Source organism: Pradoshia sp. TA40_28, from assembly GCF_059694525.1.
In genome coordinates this window covers 370,056-386,959 of record NZ_JCATZO010000001.1, presented here as the reverse complement: position 1 = coordinate 386,959, position 16,904 = coordinate 370,056, and the positions used below count along the sequence as shown (strand labels likewise).

At 39.1% G+C, this 16,904-nt stretch carries 16 protein-coding genes and 1 tRNA gene; 3 read left to right on the top strand and 14 right to left on the bottom strand.

The annotated features are described in order from the left end of the window. Positions 1-46: 46 nt before the first annotated feature. From gpmI to AC58NB_RS01725, 8 genes are all read right to left on the bottom strand, one after another. Entirely contained in the window at positions 47-1,582 is a 1,536-nt protein-coding gene (gene gpmI, locus AC58NB_RS01760; RefSeq protein WP_497425083.1) for a 2,3-bisphosphoglycerate-independent phosphoglycerate mutase, read from the bottom strand. Next, positions 1,579-2,337 (bottom strand): triose-phosphate isomerase, encoded by a 759-nt coding sequence (tpiA, locus tag AC58NB_RS01755; RefSeq protein ID WP_497425082.1) that lies wholly within the window; start codon positions 2,335-2,337, stop codon positions 1,579-1,581. Before tpiA ends, gpmI begins: the two co-directional genes overlap by 4 nt. Positions 2,338-2,373: 36 nt before the next feature. Further along, a complete protein-coding gene (locus AC58NB_RS01750; protein ID WP_497425081.1) occupies positions 2,374-3,558 on the bottom strand; it encodes a phosphoglycerate kinase in 1,185 nt (394 codons plus the stop codon). A gap of 168 nt (positions 3,559-3,726) precedes the next feature. Continuing rightward, a complete protein-coding gene (gene gap / locus AC58NB_RS01745) occupies positions 3,727-4,734 on the bottom strand; it encodes a type I glyceraldehyde-3-phosphate dehydrogenase (RefSeq protein WP_497425080.1) in 1,008 nt (335 codons plus the stop codon). 59 nt (positions 4,735-4,793) lie between these two features. Next, positions 4,794-5,825, bottom strand: a complete 1,032-nt coding sequence (locus AC58NB_RS01740) for a sugar-binding transcriptional regulator (protein ID WP_497425079.1) — start codon at positions 5,823-5,825, stop codon at positions 4,794-4,796. 144 nt (positions 5,826-5,969) lie between these two features. Then, complete coding sequence (locus AC58NB_RS01735; protein WP_497425078.1) at positions 5,970-6,209, bottom strand: glutaredoxin family protein; 240 nt, start codon at positions 6,207-6,209, stop codon at positions 5,970-5,972. Positions 6,210-6,260: 51 nt separating this feature from the next. Further along, positions 6,261-6,377, bottom strand: a complete 117-nt coding sequence (locus AC58NB_RS01730) for an RNA polymerase factor sigma-54 (RefSeq protein WP_497425152.1) — start codon at positions 6,375-6,377, stop codon at positions 6,261-6,263. A 220-nt stretch (positions 6,378-6,597) separates the two neighbouring features. Continuing rightward, positions 6,598-6,669, bottom strand: a tRNA-Arg gene (locus AC58NB_RS01725). A gap of 313 nt (positions 6,670-6,982) precedes the next feature. Here AC58NB_RS01725 and clpP point away from each other — a divergent pair. From clpP to AC58NB_RS01710, 3 genes are all read left to right on the top strand, one after another. Next, positions 6,983-7,585, top strand: coding sequence for an ATP-dependent Clp endopeptidase proteolytic subunit ClpP (gene clpP, locus AC58NB_RS01720; RefSeq protein WP_497425077.1), 603 nt, complete (start codon positions 6,983-6,985; stop codon positions 7,583-7,585). A gap of 376 nt (positions 7,586-7,961) precedes the next feature. Next, positions 7,962-9,386 (top strand): amino acid permease, encoded by a 1,425-nt coding sequence (locus AC58NB_RS01715; protein WP_497425076.1) that lies wholly within the window; start codon positions 7,962-7,964, stop codon positions 9,384-9,386. 167 nt (positions 9,387-9,553) lie between these two features. Beyond that, positions 9,554-11,908 carry an immune inhibitor A domain-containing protein gene (locus AC58NB_RS01710; protein ID WP_497425075.1) on the top strand — a complete coding sequence of 785 codons (2,355 nt, stop codon included), beginning with the start codon at positions 9,554-9,556 and terminating at the stop codon, positions 11,906-11,908. Positions 11,909-11,984: 76 nt separating this feature from the next. Here AC58NB_RS01710 and AC58NB_RS01705 read toward each other — a convergent pair whose 3' ends face one another. The 6 genes from AC58NB_RS01705 to trxB all read right to left on the bottom strand — a co-directional run bounded on the left by AC58NB_RS01705 (position 11,985) and on the right by trxB (position 16,876). Then, complete coding sequence (locus AC58NB_RS01705; RefSeq protein ID WP_497425074.1) at positions 11,985-12,242, bottom strand: HPr family phosphocarrier protein; 258 nt, start codon at positions 12,240-12,242, stop codon at positions 11,985-11,987. A gap of 46 nt (positions 12,243-12,288) precedes the next feature. Further along, on the bottom strand, positions 12,289-13,230 hold the full coding sequence (gene whiA, locus AC58NB_RS01700) for a DNA-binding protein WhiA (RefSeq protein WP_497425073.1): 942 nt from the start codon (positions 13,228-13,230) through the stop codon (positions 12,289-12,291). Positions 13,231-13,266: 36 nt separating this feature from the next. Then, entirely contained in the window at positions 13,267-14,259 is a 993-nt protein-coding gene (locus tag AC58NB_RS01695; protein ID WP_497425072.1) for a gluconeogenesis factor YvcK family protein, read from the bottom strand. Next, the gene (gene rapZ / locus AC58NB_RS01690; protein ID WP_497425071.1) at positions 14,234-15,160 is read right to left on the bottom strand and encodes an RNase adapter RapZ; all 927 of its coding nucleotides are present in this window, start codon (positions 15,158-15,160) and stop codon (positions 14,234-14,236) included. The genes AC58NB_RS01695 and rapZ overlap by 26 nt, the downstream gene beginning before the upstream one ends. Positions 15,161-15,163: 3 nt before the next feature. Beyond that, entirely contained in the window at positions 15,164-15,628 is a 465-nt protein-coding gene (locus AC58NB_RS01685; RefSeq protein ID WP_497425070.1) for an 8-oxo-dGTP diphosphatase, read from the bottom strand. 294 nt (positions 15,629-15,922) lie between these two features. Continuing rightward, entirely contained in the window at positions 15,923-16,876 is a 954-nt protein-coding gene (trxB, locus tag AC58NB_RS01680; RefSeq protein WP_497425069.1) for a thioredoxin-disulfide reductase, read from the bottom strand. Positions 16,877-16,904: the final 28 nt, after the last annotated feature.

Here is a 16,904-nt window from a genome sequence, read left to right as displayed (position 1 = left end):
TCCTTTTAATTGTAAATTATCGTGCACATTGTATAGTTTGTACAACTTACTTTTTAATTAAAGATTTTCCTGTCATTTCTTTCGGTTGCTCTACATGCAATAGATCAAGCATAGTTGGAGCCAAGTCACCCAGAATTCCGCCGTCACGAAGGTCTACCTCTTTATCTGTGACAATCACCGGAACAGGGTTTGTTGTATGAGCCGTCATCGGATCTCCCAATGGAGTAACCACCTCATCAGCATTACCATGGTCAGCTGTAATGATGGCTTTACCTCCCATAGATAGGATCTTATCGACGATTTTTCCAAGGCATTCATCCACAGTCTCAATTGCTTTGATTGTAGGTTCTAGCATTCCGGAGTGCCCCACCATATCAGGGTTAGCAAAGTTAAGGATGATCGCATGATGATTATCTTCATCCAATTCCTTCATAAGGGCTTCAGTCACTTCATAAGCGCTCATTTCAGGTTTAAGGTCATACGTGGCAACCTTTGGAGAATTAATCAAAATACGTTTTTCGCCTGGGAATTCAGATTCACGTCCACCACTCATAAAGAATGTAACATGTGGATATTTCTCAGTTTCAGCAATACGAAGCTGATTTAAGTTATTTTGTGATAAGACTTCACCAATTGTGTTATCCAGATTTGTTGGTTTAAATGCAACATATCCTTTAACCGTTTCACTAAAGTGAGTCAAGCAAACGAAATACAAATTCTTAGGGAAGCCTGGGCCTCTGTCAAAACCACGGAAATCATCATTTGTAAATACGTTCGATATTTGGATGGCACGGTCAGGACGGAAATTATAGAAAATAACAGAATCATTTTCTTCAATTTTCGCTATTGGTTGTCCATCACCTTTCGTAATAACAGATGGTAGAATGAATTCATCAAAAATCCCATTACGGTAGGAATCCTCTACTACTTCCATAGCGGAAGAATAGACAGGTCCATCACCATAAGTCATAGAACGATACGTTTTTTCCACACGGTCCCAGCGTTTATCGCGGTCCATGGAGTAATAACGTCCTGAGATAGTCGCGAACTGGCCGAAACCTAGCTCTTTAAATACATTTTCAGTTTGTTGAATGTATTTTTCAGCAGTTTGAGGACCAACATCACGTCCATCTAAAATGCCGTGCACATAAACATTTGTAAAGTTTTCTTTTGCACATAAGCGAAGTAAAGCAAACAAATGCTGAATATGGCTGTGTACTCCACCATCAGATAATAATCCCATCAAGTGAAGAGCCTTATTATTTTCTTTCGCATGCTGAATCGCGCCTAAGAAAGTTTCATTCTTTTCGAATTCACCTTCACGAATGGCAAGATTCACACGAGTTAAGCTTTGATAAACAATTCGGCCTGCACCGATATTTAAATGGCCAACTTCTGAGTTACCCATTTGTCCTTCCGGCAAACCAACTGCTAAGCCACTCGCTGTCAGGAAATTATGTGGATACTCTGCCCAGTAACGGTCAAAGTTAGGCTTTTTAGCCTGTGCCACTGCGTTTCCCTGTATTACTTCCCGGGATCCAAATCCATCGAGAATGATTAATGCCACTGGTTTCTTACTCATTTAGAAACAGCCTCCAATAGTCCTAAGAAAGAAGTTGGTTCAAGGCTTGCTCCGCCAACTAAAGCACCATCGATATTATCTTCGGAAAGATATTCTTTGATGTTTTCAGGTTTAACAGAACCGCCATATTGAATCCGAATTGCCTCTGCCACGTCTGTAGAAAAGCTTTCAGCGATTGTTTGACGGATGTGACCGCAAACTTCATCAGCATCAGCTGCTGTGGAAGATTTACCTGTACCAATTGCCCAGATTGGTTCATAAGCAATAACTGTTTTCTTAGCTTGTTCTTCAGTAAGGCCCTGAAATGCCTTATTAATTTGATCAGCTACAAAAGCTTTCGTTTCACCAGCTTCACGCTGCTCCAATGTTTCCCCACAACACACGATAGGGATCAAATTGTGTTTAAAAGCAGCTAATGTTTTCTGGTTAACTGATTCATCTGTTTCATTGAACATTTCACGACGTTCGGAATGTCCAATGATAACATATTCTACCCCTAAATCTGAAAGTGCTTCCGGACTTACTTCGCCCGTAAATGCGCCACTTTCCTTAAAGTGCATATTTTGCCCACCGACCTTAAGGTCAGTTCCTGTTGTTGCTTTCACAAGTGATTCTAGAAATAGTGGAGAAGAACACACAACCGCATCCACTTTTTCTGGAGAAGGAATGGAACCTTTAACTTCCTCTACGAATTGTAAAGCTTCGCTAACCGTTTTATTCATCTTCCAGTTTCCTGCGATAATTGGTTTACGCATTTTCCTCATCCTCCTATATGTGTCCGTATAATGTTTTTACTTATCGTTTAAAGCTACAACACCTGGAAGTTCTTTACCTTCCATGAACTCTAAGGAAGCACCGCCGCCAGTAGAGATGTGACTCATTTTATCTGCTAAGTTGAATTTTTCAACCGCTGCAGCTGAATCTCCGCCACCAATTACGGAATATGTATTCTCCGCATTTGCAAGTGCTTCAGCTACTGCTTTTGTACCGCCCGCAAATTTATCAAATTCGAATACACCCATTGGTCCATTCCAGATCACGAGTTTGGAATTTTTAATAGTGTCTTCGTATAATTTGGCTGTTTTCGGACCGATATCAAGCGCTTGCCAATCAGCTGGGATCGCATCAATATCAACGACTTTAGATTCTGTATCAGGTGAGAATTCCTTTGCAATTACCGCATCCACCGGCATTAAGAAATTAACACCTTTTTCTTTTGCTTTATCCATGAAGGACTTAGCTAATTCAATCTTATCTTCTTCTAATAAAGATTGGCCAATTTCATTACCTTTAGCTTTGATGAACGTATAAGCAAGTCCACCGCCAATGATTAGGTTGTCCACTTTATCAAGAAGATTATCGATTACACCTATTTTATCTTTTACTTTAGCTCCGCCAATGATCGCTGTGAATGGACGTTCCGGATTAGAAAGAGCTTTTCCAAGCACTTCTAATTCTTTTTCCATTAGCAAACCAGCTACAGCAGGAATATGTTTCGCGATTCCTTCTGTGGAAGCATGTGCACGGTGAGCTGCACCGAATGCATCATTAACGTATACATCTGCAAGATCAGCAAATGCTTTTGCTAATTCTGCATCGTTCTTTTCTTCACCAGGATAGAAACGTACGTTTTCTAGAAGAAGTACATCGCCATCTTTCATCTGCCCGATTTCAGCTTGTACTGCTTCTCCGTATGCTTCGTCTGTTTTCTTAACATCTTTGCCTAGCAATTCGCTTAAACGTGCAGCAACTGGAGTTAAGCGTAACTCTTCTTTTACTGCACCTTTAGGACGGCCCAAATGGCTCGCAAGAATTACTTTTGCGCCTTTTTCAACTAGGAGTTGAATTGTCGGTAAAGCTGCACGAATTCTTGTGTCATCTGTTACTTTGCCATCTTGCATTGGTACGTTGAAGTCAACGCGGCAAAATACTTTTTTTCCTTGTACATCAATGTCTTTAATCGATTTTTTGTTCACTTAAATGAACCTCCTTTAAAATAAGGGACCAGCTAAAGACTTAATCAGGTCTGCCCAAACTCTGATTAATTGCCGTTAAAATAAAAACAAGAGGAAAGGGGAATCTTCCCCTCTCCCCCTGAAACACATTCATTATACCGTTAAAATCAGTTTCTCACTACTAAAGAATTAAAGACCTTTTTTAGCAATGTAAGCTGCAAGATCAACTACACGGTTGGAGTAACCAGTTTCGTTATCGTACCAAGAAAGTACTTTAACCATGTTGCCTTCCATAACCATTGTAGAAAGAGCATCAATAGTAGAAGATTGAGTAGTTCCATTGTAGTCACGAGATACTAATGGAAGTTCGCTGTACTCAAGAATTCCTTTTAATTCACCTTCAGCAGCTGCTTTCAATGCTGCATTGATTTCTTCTGCAGTTGCTTCTTTTTCTAATTCAGCAACAAGGTCAACAACAGAAACGTTTGGAGTTGGCACACGCATAGCCATACCGTTCAATTTACCTTTCAATTCAGGTAATACTAGAGCAACAGCTTTAGCAGCACCAGTAGTTGTAGGGATCATGCTTTCAGCAGCAGCACGAGCACGACGGTAGTCTTTGTGTGGCAAGTCTAAGATTTGTTGGTCATTTGTGTAAGAATGAATTGTAGTCATCATTCCGCGTTTGATACCGAAGTTATCGTTCAATACTTTTGCAAATGGAGCCAAGCAGTTTGTAGTACAAGATGCATTAGAAATTACATCATGGTTAGCTGCGTCATATTTATCTTCGTTAACACCCATAACGATTGTGATATCTTCATCAGATGCAGGTGCAGAAATGATAACTTTTTTAGCGCCAGCTTCAAGGTGTTTTGCAGCATCTGCGCGTTTAGTGAAACGTCCAGTAGATTCTACAACGATATCTACTCCAAGATCTCCCCAACCAAGTTGAGCTGGATCTCTTTCAGCAAGAACTTTTACACGTTGTCCAGCAACTACTAAGTAGTCTCCGTCAACTGTTACATCTTGATCTAAAGTTCCATGAACTGAATCATATTTTAAAAGATGCGCAAGCATTTTTGCATCAGTTAAATCGTTAACTGCTACAACTTCTACTTCCGGATTATTTAACGCCGCACGGAATACGATACGTCCAATTCTACCAAAACCATTAATACCTAATTTTACTGCCATTAGAAGGTTCCTCCTTTTGGAATCTTAGAAATAGATTTTAAATTATATTCAAAAGGGTGTTATCCCTTAAGTAACTGAATTGCTGCACCTTCATCCGTAATTAAAATCGGTTTTTTAGGTGCCATTTTAATATAGGCTTTTATCGCCTTTGCTTTTGAGGCTCCTCCGGCAACCGCGATAACATGTTCCGCATTAACCAGATCATCTAATTGAAGGCCGATTGTATGGACTTTCTGTATTATGTTGCCATTTTCATCGTAATAATATCCAAATGCTTCTCCAATTGCTTTTTTATTTGTTAATTCCTGGAGACTATCATCGGATGATTTCCTTCTTTCGGCCATTGTTTTGGCCTCTCCTATACCATGAAGAACAATATTGGCTGATTCCAACAGTTCCAATACTTCATGTATAGCAGGTTCACTGGTTAGCGTATTGTACGCTGTTTCGCTAAGATTGTCCGGTACATACAGGACACGATATCGTGAATGCATCTTTTCAGCCATTTGTTCACATACTGTGTTGGCTTGATACTGCACACCTTTACCAAGACCACCTCTCGCTGGTACAAACAAAATATCATCCACATTAGGAAGTTCGGATACACTCGGCAACATTCTGCCTATTGCAGCCATTGTTGTTCCACCTGTCACAGCAATGATATTTTTACCCGTTAGAAGACTTTTCATACGCGATGCACCTGCACGTCCAAGTTCATCTATAACCCACGGGGAGTGATCGCTATCACCGTTAACGATGATGATTTTCTCTAAATTAAGCTTTTCCTGTAAAAGGCGCTCCATATCATCTATACCCGATAATTGCCTTATTACACCACCAAGATGATCCAGAATCTCTTCACCTTCTTTTGTAACCGTCATTCCTGAGCTTGCAATAAGGATAAGTTTTTGATCTTTCAAAAATTCTACCTCGCTGCGCAAAGTACGCTCTGTGATGTTTAGCGTCAGCGATAAACTGCGTCTGCCAACCGGTTGTAAGGTGCGAATAGTCCTTAGGATGTTGTATCTTTTTTGCATGACCTCAAATATATCCGGAATTAATTTCTTCTGTAAATGGAGCATTCCATCCATACCCTTCAAACTCCTTTAATATACATTGGTCATTTTATGTCCTAGCGAGACATTTGGTGTCCCTGATTATGTAAAAAAATAGCTCCTGATGTAATTCCATTCTATCAGGAGTTTCGAATAGTTGCAAGAATGTAAATGTGAACATCACGTTAAATAGCAACGAATCTCATCTAGATTTACATGACCGTATTGAATAACTTGACCATTTATCTCGACTACAGGGATCATAAGCCCATATTGTTCCAATAACTTATCATTGGAATAGATATCGACTTCCAGAAGAGTAAACGTTATTTCTCTCTGCAGGAGCTTTAAAAGATCCTTTGCCTCTTCACATAACGGGCAATTCTTTTTTGTATAGAAATGAATGATTGGTACACTCACTTTTCTTCCCCCTGCTCCTTCTAGTATCTACCTATTAAATTAATTTATTCACTAAAGCTCATAACGTTTTCGTTTTGAGGAGGACGGAATAGGAAGCTGATTGAGATATATTGCGATTGTCCTTCTTGAGATAAATATCCCAAAAGATTGTAGCAGCTGCTTTGCAATAGACTGATCCTGCTCTGCTTTTATTTGTCGTATCCCACCTTCAAAAAACTCTACAATCCACTTATATTAATAGTAGTAAACAGAAAGTCTCAGAGCAAGAAAAAAGAGGGGTTTTTGCAAATTATTGAAGAAACAACAGCAGATTTGAGTTAAACAATAAAAAAAGTCCCTATGCTGACTTCTTCTCGAGCATAGGGACTTCTTATCTAGTAATTATATACGCCCTCGGAGGGAATCGAACCCCCATCGTAAGAACCGGAATCTTATGTTCTATCCATTAAACTACGAGGGCAAATGTTAGCCTACAAATTTATATTATAAGGAAGGGAAAGTCTTTTTGCAAGAACTATTCCTTAGGTTTACAAGCCTTTATGTTGGGTAAGATGGATATCAGGGATTATTTTACTTCTATACATAAATCAATCAACTGCTGTTCTTCATTCAAACTGTGTCCTTAACCCCTATAAATGAGACATCAGCCATGGCGAAAAAACATATAGTAAATGTAAGCGTCTTTTGTTTGACCTTTATTGACCATAAAGTGTATGATAAAGTCAAAGCTAAATGTGTTAATTATTTTTTTTACATATAAGGAGGAGAAATAAATGAATTTAATTCCTACAGTTATTGAACAAACAAATCGTGGGGAGCGCGCATACGACATTTATTCCCGTTTGTTAAAGGATCGTATCATTATGCTTGGAAGTGCTATTGACGACAATGTTGCAAACTCCATCGTTGCTCAATTATTATTCCTTGAAACTGAAAATCCTGAGAAAGATATTTATCTTTATATCAACAGCCCAGGTGGAAGTATTACAGCAGGTATGGCAATCTACGATACAATGCAATACATCAAGCCAAAAGTTTCAACTATTTGTATCGGAATGGCTGCATCCATGGGCGCCTTCCTTCTTGCAGCAGGTGAAAAAGGTAAACGTTTTGCCTTACCAAACAGCGAAGTCATGATTCACCAACCTCTTGGTGGAGCACAAGGACAAGCAACTGAGATTGAAATTGCTGCAAAACGCATTCTCTTTATGCGTGAACGCTTAAATAAAATCTTAGCTGAACGTACTGGCCAAGATCTTGAAACCATCGCCCGCGATACAGAGCGTGATAACTTTATGACAGCTGAGCGTGCCCTTGAGTATGGTTTAGTTGATAAAATCATCACTCGCAATGTAACTGAAGAAAACAAAAAATAATCATAACCCGAAGAGCTGTCGATCTAATCGGCAGCTTTTTTATTTGCCCTAAAAGATTAGCTATCATACTTTTTCTTTGTCTATGAAGAGAAACGAATTCTTTCACCCTTTTATTTCCATTCAAAGTCGTGTATTTATTTTAGTTCTCTAATTGTTTATCACTTTACCAAAGTAAAGGTTTGATGTTAAGATAATGTCATTAAATTAATTAGATAAGAGCTTATATAGGTGATCCGAACTGTGTATGCATGACCAGCAACCGATTAGCTACCCTTCATACAATATAGATAAATTGGGTATAGGTTTATAACAGGATCCTGTTTTTTCAACGGTTTGCATGGTTTATCCTATCTTGAAAACAAAGGAGTCATTCATCATGAATAATAAAAAATGGGGATTTTGGATCTTAACCATGTTTGTAGTAGGCAACATGGTCGGTGGAGGAATATTTATGCTGCCGGCGAACCTGGCTGGTGTTTCAAGTCCTATTGGAGCCACTATGGCATGGATCTTAACAGGAGCAGGGGTCTTAATGATTGCTCTTGTATTTGGAAACTTGGCTGTAAGAAAACCCGAATTAAAAACAGGACCACAAAGCTATGCACAAGCTATGTTTAGCTCACCTAAGAAAGGTAAAATTGCTGGTTACAGTATTGCCTGGGGGTATTGGGCTGCTAACTGGGCTGCCACGGCATCAGTTATCATTTCTTTCGCCGGATATTTATCTACTTTCTTCCCAATCATGCAGAGCCAGTACATCCTATTTTCAAGCGGCAATTTTGATCTGGAACTAGGCAAATTTTTAAATTTTGCTGTTTGTACAGTTATGCTATGGGGAATTCACTTTATTTTATGCAAAAGCTTCGATAGTGCAGGAAAAATGAATTTGATGGCAACCATCGCAAAAGTACTCGGATTTGCCCTCTTTATTGTCGTAACAATATTTATCTTCGATTCTGCTAATTTGATGAACGGTAAAGATTTTATAGATGCTTCCGGCACGTCCTATTCATTAGGTGGACAAATCAATAATGCAGCCATTGCCACTCTTTGGGCCTTTATCGGAGTTGAAGCAGCTGTTATGTTATCGAATCGGGCAAAGTCTCAGGCGGATGTTAAAAAAGCAACCATTACTGGCCTGATTATCGCTATTGCCATTTATATTGGTATAACACTGTTAACAATGGGGGCACTATCACAAGAAGAATTGCTACAATCACAAAAACCACTTGTTGATGCTCTTCAGGCGGCAATTGGTTCAAGTGGCGCTTATATCCTAGGTTTCCTAGCATTGATTTCATTATTTGGTTCAACGGTCGGATGGATTGTAGTTAGCTCTGAAGTTCCCTATCAGGCTGCTAAATCGAATCTATTCCCAGCCTTTTTCGGTAAAACCAATAAAAAGGGAAGCCCAGTCAACTCATTGACAATTACGAATCTTTTAACTCAATTCTTTCTATTTTCCACTATATCAGGGACAATTATGGAAGCCTACGATTTTGCAATGGTCGTTGCTACATTAGCGTATCTGATCCCGTATTTTGTTAGTGTAGTTTATCAACTAAAATTAATTTTCACCGGGGAAACCTACATTGGGATGAAAAGATCTCGGATTGTAGATGGCATCATTTCTACTTTGGCTCTTGTTTATACAATATGGGTTATTAAAACTGGTACAGCAGATTTGAAAACTTTCTCTCTCGGAATCGGATTATTTGTCCTTGGACTTGTTCTCTATCCAATCCTGATGAAAAACAAGAAACCAAAAGAATTAGCTAGAAGTTTGACAGAAGATAGATAATCATAAGACGAAGCCACTCTTTCAAAAGGGTGGTTTTTTTATGCCAAATTACCCACTTCCCTTTCCCCAACCTCCTTCTATTCTACCATTTTTAATTATTAAAGAGGTTTTTTATAAAATATTCAGAATATATAGAATGTTAACTAAAATTATGAGGAGGAAACCATTTGAGGGGAAAATCAATTTTGGCATCAGCCTTTGCTGCTGCTTTAACATTCAGTGCCTTTGCACCAGCCACTTCTGCCCACCAAATTTCGACAACAAGTAAACATGCAATTGACGCCAATCAAAATCATTCAGTTACCTATACAGGAAGCTCTTTTGATTTAAGTATTGCTAATGAAGAACGATTAATTAAAATGCTTAAAAAGGAAGGTACCATCAAGAAAAATGCAACGGATAAAGAAGCACAGGCACAGTTGAAAAAGTACTTAAAGAAAAAAGAAGAAAATGCTAAAAAGGACTCATCAAAAAAATTCGATAAGCAAATGAAAGAGTTACAGAAGAAGTGGAACAAAAAGAAAAAAGGTAAAAAACCGGGTAAAGGCACCAATCCTAACGATAAGGTTGTTCAACCCGTTAAAGAAGAGAAATATAGAGGCTCTGTAGTAAAAGATAAAGTTTTAGTCCTAATGATTGAATTCCCTGATTATAATGGTGACAATGTTAGACCAGAAGATACCGATATGTACTATAAAGACTATACGAAGGATCATTATCAACAAATGGTTTTTGGCAAAAAAGGATATAAAGGTCCTAATGGCGAAACCCTAGTTTCCATGAAGCAATATTATGAGCAGCAATCAGGCGGCAGCTATACGGTAGAAGGTGAAGTAGCAGGTTGGTATAAGGCTAAAAAACCTGCCGCTGAGTATGGCGGTAATTATCCCACTCCTGATGGAAATGACAAGGATGCACGTAGCCTTGTAAAGGAAGCACTTGAAGCAGCAGGAAGCGATCCAAATATTGACCTTACTGAATATGACCAGGAAGATCGCTACGATTTGGATGGGGACGGCAATAAACGTGAACCAGATGGTTTAGTCGACCATTTAATGATTGTCCACTCTGCTGTAGGTGAAGAAGCGGGCGGCGGTACACTAGGTGGAGATGCAATCTGGTCCCATCGTTCGAATTTGGGTGCGGTATTCCCAATTGGTAATGGACAAATGTCAGCTTACGATTACACAGTTCAACCAATTGATGGGGCTGCCGGAGTATTCGCCCATGAATATGGCCATGATTTAGGCCTGCCAGATGAATATGATACACAATACTCTGGTTCCGGTGAAGCCATTGGCTATTGGTCAATCATGGCTAGCGGCAGCTGGGCAGGTAAAGTTCCCGGAGGAGAACCAACTGGTTTTAGCCCATACGCTAAAGAATCTCTCCAAAACAGCCTTGGAGGAAACTGGCTGAATTATGAAGAGGTTGATGTGGATGATCTGACTAGACGAGGATCTGAATTCCTTCTCGACCAAGCCAATACAAAGGGAAGAAATCTGGATGCGCTTAAAGTTAATTTGCCACAAAAGAAAACCACAGTAAATACTCCTTATAGCGGGAAGTATGAATATCATAGCGGAAAAGGTAATAACCTAAATAACTCTTTGGTTACTTCTCTTGATCTAACAAATAAGTCATCCGCCCAATTATCTTTCAAGACATGGTACCAAATTGAACAAGATTGGGACTATGCGTCTGTTCAAGTACGTGAACAGGGGCAAACAAATTGGACAGGAATACAAGGTAATTTAACCACTACTACCAATCCTAACAAACAAAATCCTGGTAATGGGATAACCGGGGAATCTAACGGCTGGGTGGATGGTACATTTGATTTAACTGCCTATGCCGGCAAGAAAATCGAATTACGCTTTAATTACTGGACGGATGTAGCTGCTATTGAACAAGGCTTTTATGTAGACGATATCACGGTTACTGCAGATGGTCAGGAACTTGTAAAAGATAATGCAGATACTTCAACCTCAGCCTTTACATTGGATGGCTTCACAAAGAATGAAGGCTTTTACACAAGCGATCAATACTATTTGGCAGAATGGCGAAATCATCAGGGAGTTGATTTGGGACTTGCTCATATCAAACGCGGAGCCAGTCTAATGAAATATGATGGTGGATTAGTCGTTTGGTATGTGGATGACAGCTATTCAGATAACTGGACAGGCAGTCACCCAGGCGAAGGCTTCCTGGGAGTAGTCGATGCTGACCAAGGAACATTAAAATGGAGTGACAAATCCTTAGCTGCAACTCGATATCAAATTCATGATGCTGCATTTAGATTAGATAAAACAGATAAAATGTATCTGGATTATAAGAGCATAAGTGGGTTAACATTGGCCGATTACGATACGAAGCCATATACAGTATTCGATGACAGCAGGGATTATTCAAACCCGGGCAAACCGGATGCAGGCCGCAACATTCCTGAATTTGGCGTGAAAATCAAGTTGACGGGACAAAGTAAGGATCGTACTGTTGGCAAAATTGTAATAAGTAAATAAACACAAAAAAGAGACGGCTTATAAAAGTGCCGTCTCTTTTCTATTGAGAATCATGGTTCGGTTTTTGGATGTATGATTAATTTGTGTCTGTCATGAATGCTTCTAAAACCTGTACTGCCTCTTCTTCATCTTGGCCATCTGCTGATAGGGTTACTGTCTTGCCCGAATTGATTGCCAAGCTCATTAACCCCATAATACTTTTTACATTGACCTTTTTTTCTGCATCAATGATATAGATATCAGATGAAAAACGATTTGCCTCTTGAACAAACTGGGCAGCCGGACGTGCCTGTAAACCTGTTTTTAACTGGACAGTTACTTCTTTTTCAACCACAACCATTTCCTCCCCATATTAAGTTATTTATATTAAAATAAAACACTTATTTAGATTCACCGGCTCGCAGTCTTTCTGCGATTTCATCAATTTTGCGAAGACGATGATTAATACCTGATTTACTTATTTTATCACTGGAGACCATTTCTCCGAGTTCTTTTAAGGTTACATCCTGATATTCGACCCGGAGCCTCGCAATTTCACGTAATTTATCAGGCAAAATATCAAGACCTACCGTATTTTCTATATATCGTATATTTTCAACCTGGCGCAAAGATGCACTGATTGTTTTATTCAAGTTCGCGGTTTCACAATTAACAAGCCGATTAACAGAATTTCGCATATCTCTTACAATACGAATATCCTCAAATTTCAAGAGTGCATTATGCCCTCCAATAATATTCAGGAATTCAGATATTTTCTCTGCTTCCTTCAGATAGGTGATAAATCCCTTTTTTCTTTCAAGCGTTTTGCTTTTTAATCCGAATGAGTTCATTAACTCACACAAAGAATCATTATGCTCTTTATATAAAGACGATATTTCCAAATGATAGGAGGATGTTTCTGGATTATTAACAGATCCACCTGCAAGAAATGCGCCACGTAAATAGGAACGTTTACAACATTTCTTATGAATAAGCTCCTCCGATATATCATGAACAATGTTGAAGCCATTTTCGATGATATTCAAATCCGTAAGTACTTCCTTCGCTTTCTCAGAAAATCGTACAATATAGACATTGTTCTTTTTCAGTTTCATCTTTTTACGAACGAGCAATTCAACCTGGAGGCTATAAAGCTTCTTTAGTAACGTATAGATTCTCCGGGCAATAGCTGCATTTTCTGTTTGAACATCCACAATAAGATGACGATTGGAAAAGGATAAGGATCCGTTCATCCGGATTAGCGCAGATAACTCTGATCGTGCGCAGCAATCTTTAACTTCTAAATTCGTTAGCTCTTTTTTTGTTTCCGACGCAAACGACATCCCTTTTTACACCTCAATCCCTTTACAACTTGCATGTTATTTATTCATATTAACTGCCTGAATACCTTTTTCTTTCAATAAATTGTAGATAATGGATGCCACGACGACCGTATCATGTCTGACTCGGTTATTTTGGATCGTTACAATATTATCCTTAATCACGTGTAATCCCATTTGTTCCAGTCTATTTATATCAAAGATAACCGGCTGGGCATATTCTTCTTTATATTTTAATTTTAGATGCGCAGGGATATCCTCTTTATTGACTAAAATGGTATCAATACAAGATTCACCTAAATGCTCGTTGAGGACTCTCATATGATCACTTGCCGTATAATTCAAGGTTTCCCCTGCCTGAGTCATCAAGTTACAGATATAAACTTTAGATGCCTTTGAATTTGCAATCTCAGAGGCAATCGTTGGCACAACCAAATTAGGCAATATACTTGTATAAAGGCTTCCTGGTCCCATCAAAATTAAATCTGCCTGCCTGATCGCTTGAATCGTTTCCTTAGGCGGCTGAATATACTCAGGACTGACAAATACCCGCTTGATTCGTTTTCCGGAGTATGGAATTTTTGATTCCCCGGAAACAATTGTTCCATCCTCAAGTTCTGCATGCAAGATGACACTTTGGTTCGCCGAAGGTAACACCTGTCCTTTTACATTCAGAACCTTGCTCATCTCTTGTATAGCATGTACAAAGTCACCAGTAATAGAAGTCATCGCTGCAAGAATCAAATTCCCAAGCGCATGACCCGATAATTGTTCAGAGCCCGTGAATCGATGCTGAAACATTTGTTCAATCAATGGTTCAACATCAGACATGGCTGCCAAAACATTGCGGATATCACCTGGCGGCGGAATATGAAGTTCCTCTCTCAGCCTGCCGGAACTACCGCCGTCATCAGCCACCGTCACGATGGCGGTAATATCAAGCGGATATACTTTAAGCCCTCTTAGCAGAACCGGAAGACCAGAACCTCCACCTATGATGACTACCCTAGGTTGTGCTGATTTGGATGTCATCTGTACGTACCTTCCTTTTATCAATATCACGATGCGTTACACTAGTGTGGTACTCATTTTTATATCGATTAATCAAATATTCAGCCAATGTTACAGAACGATGCTGCCCTCCCGTACATCCGACTGCGATAATTAATTGGGATTTTCCCTCTCTTTTATATTGAGGAATCATATAATCCAATAAATCCACCCATTTTTCAATGAATTTCTGGGTTTCACTCCATTTCAATACGTAGGAGGATACCTCTTCATCCAGCCCTGTTTGCGGCCGCATAGCTTCTATATAAAAAGGATTTGGAAGGAATCTCACATCAAAAACTAAATCCGCATCAATAGGAATGCCATGTTTAAAGCCAAATGACATTACATTGATGGTGAATTCCACCCGTTGGTTAACAGAAAATTGCTTAGCAATTTTATCGCGCAGCTCTCTCGGCTTATAGTTTGATGTATTATAAATTGTTTGAGCCCTTCCTTTTAATTCTTCCAGCAAATCGCGCTCAAGCTTAATCCCTTCCAGTGGCAACCCTGACGGAGCCAACGGATGAGTCCGCCTTGTTTCCTTATATCTTCTCACTAAAACTGAATCATCAGCATCCAGGAATAAGATTTCCGGTACAAACTTGGAGGATTCATTGAGGTCATCCAATGCTTTAAACAGATGTTCAAAGAATTCCCTTCCCCTTAAATCCATCACTAAGGCTACTTTATTCATCTTTTTACCTGAATCATTCATAAGCTCCAGAAATTTAGGAAGAAGCGTTGGAGGAAGGTTATCCACACAAAAGAAACCCAGATCCTCAAAGCTCTGTATCGCAACCGTCTTACCGGCCCCTGACATACCTGTAATAATAACCAGCCGACTCTCTGATGCTGCAGTTTCGACTTTCTTTTCTTCCATTATTTATTCCCCGTTTCTTTCCAGCTTGTAATCAAGTAAGGTAAAATCTTCTGTATATTTAAAAGTTCCTATTAATATACCTTGTCCATTCATCATATGATCTAATATTTTGCGATCTCCCTCGGCCATCGGCAATGTCAAAATATCATTTAAACGGTGCCATTTTAGAATACCCTCTTCATTCTCCTGAAGAGCTTCTCCTTCAAATGCATACGCACGAAAAGTAAACAGCATCCATTCATGAACGATTTCGTCATCTTTGATATTAACCATGGTGAAAATGCCTTTTAACTCAGGGCGCTCGATTTTCAAATTGGTTTCTTCATAGAATTCACGAATGACAGAGTCATGTATCGATTCTCCAGATTCCATTTTGCCTCCGGGCGCAACCCACCAGTTTCTTCTGGGCTTTTGGAGCATAAGGGCTTGCCCATTTGCCATTAACATACAATTGGTTACTCTTTGCAAACTATTCACCTCAATTGCAATAGCACAAATTAATTAGACTTATCCTTATTATACTATTTTAGATGTGCATGAACAATGTACGGTAATCATCGTTATTTTTCGGTTTGTACTTTATATTTTTCGACATTCTACAAAAAAAGCGGCATAGGTTTTAATAACCTATGCCAAAAAAAGTATATAAAAGGGGGTCAATTTCTTACTCTCATTCTACCCCAACTGTATTGCACTTTGATTACAACCAGGTTAAGTAATAATGACTAAATGTAAATTTATTACTCAACTTCCAGTCGATCTTTATTGAGCTTCTGCTTTTAATTGATCCATCAATTCTTCTATATAATGCTGAGCTGATTGAGCCGCTATGCTGCCATCTCCAGTTGCTGTAACAATTTGTCGTAAATTCTTTTCACGAACATCTCCAGCTGCAAAAATACCAGGGATTTTAGTTTCCATACGGTCATTCGTTTCAATATATCCAGCTTGATTCGTAATTCCGATGCTTTGGAATGGCTTCGTTAATGGCAGCATTCCAATATAAATGAATACTCCATCTGCCGGATACTCACGCTCAGTTCCATCAACAGTGGACACAAGCGTTACTCCCCCAACCTTGCCATCTTTTTCATTAATGGTTTTTAACGTAGAATTCCAAATGAATTCTACTTTCTCATTTTCAAAAGCACGCTGTTGTAAAATTTTCTGTGCACGAAGCTCATCTCTGCGGTGTACAATCGTCACTTTAGATGCAAAACGAGTTAAGTATACACCTTCTTCAACAGCAGAATCTCCTCCACCGATTACAACAAGTTCTTTATTTTTAAAGAAAGCTCCATCACAAACGGCACAGTAGGAAACACCGCGACCGCTAAGCTCTTTTTCACCCGGTACACCGATTTTTTTATACTCAGCACCGGTAGAAATAATAATGGTACGTGTTTTATATTGCTTGGAACCTGCATCAATCGTTTTATATTCTTTTCCATCAATAATTTCTTTCACTTCACCATATGCATATTCAGCACCAAATTTCTTCGCATGCTCGAACATTTTAGTTGATAAATCCGGCCCCAAAATAGTTTCATATCCAGGGTAATTTTCAACTTCTTCTGTATTCGCCATTTGCCCGCCTGGAATTCCTCTTTCCAGCATTAAAGTGGAAAGATTAGCTCTGGAAGCATATACAGCTGCTGTCATACCTGCAGGTCCCGCTCCAATAATTATCACATCATAGATTTTTTCCTCTGACATTATGAAACACTCCTCCATCACAAACATC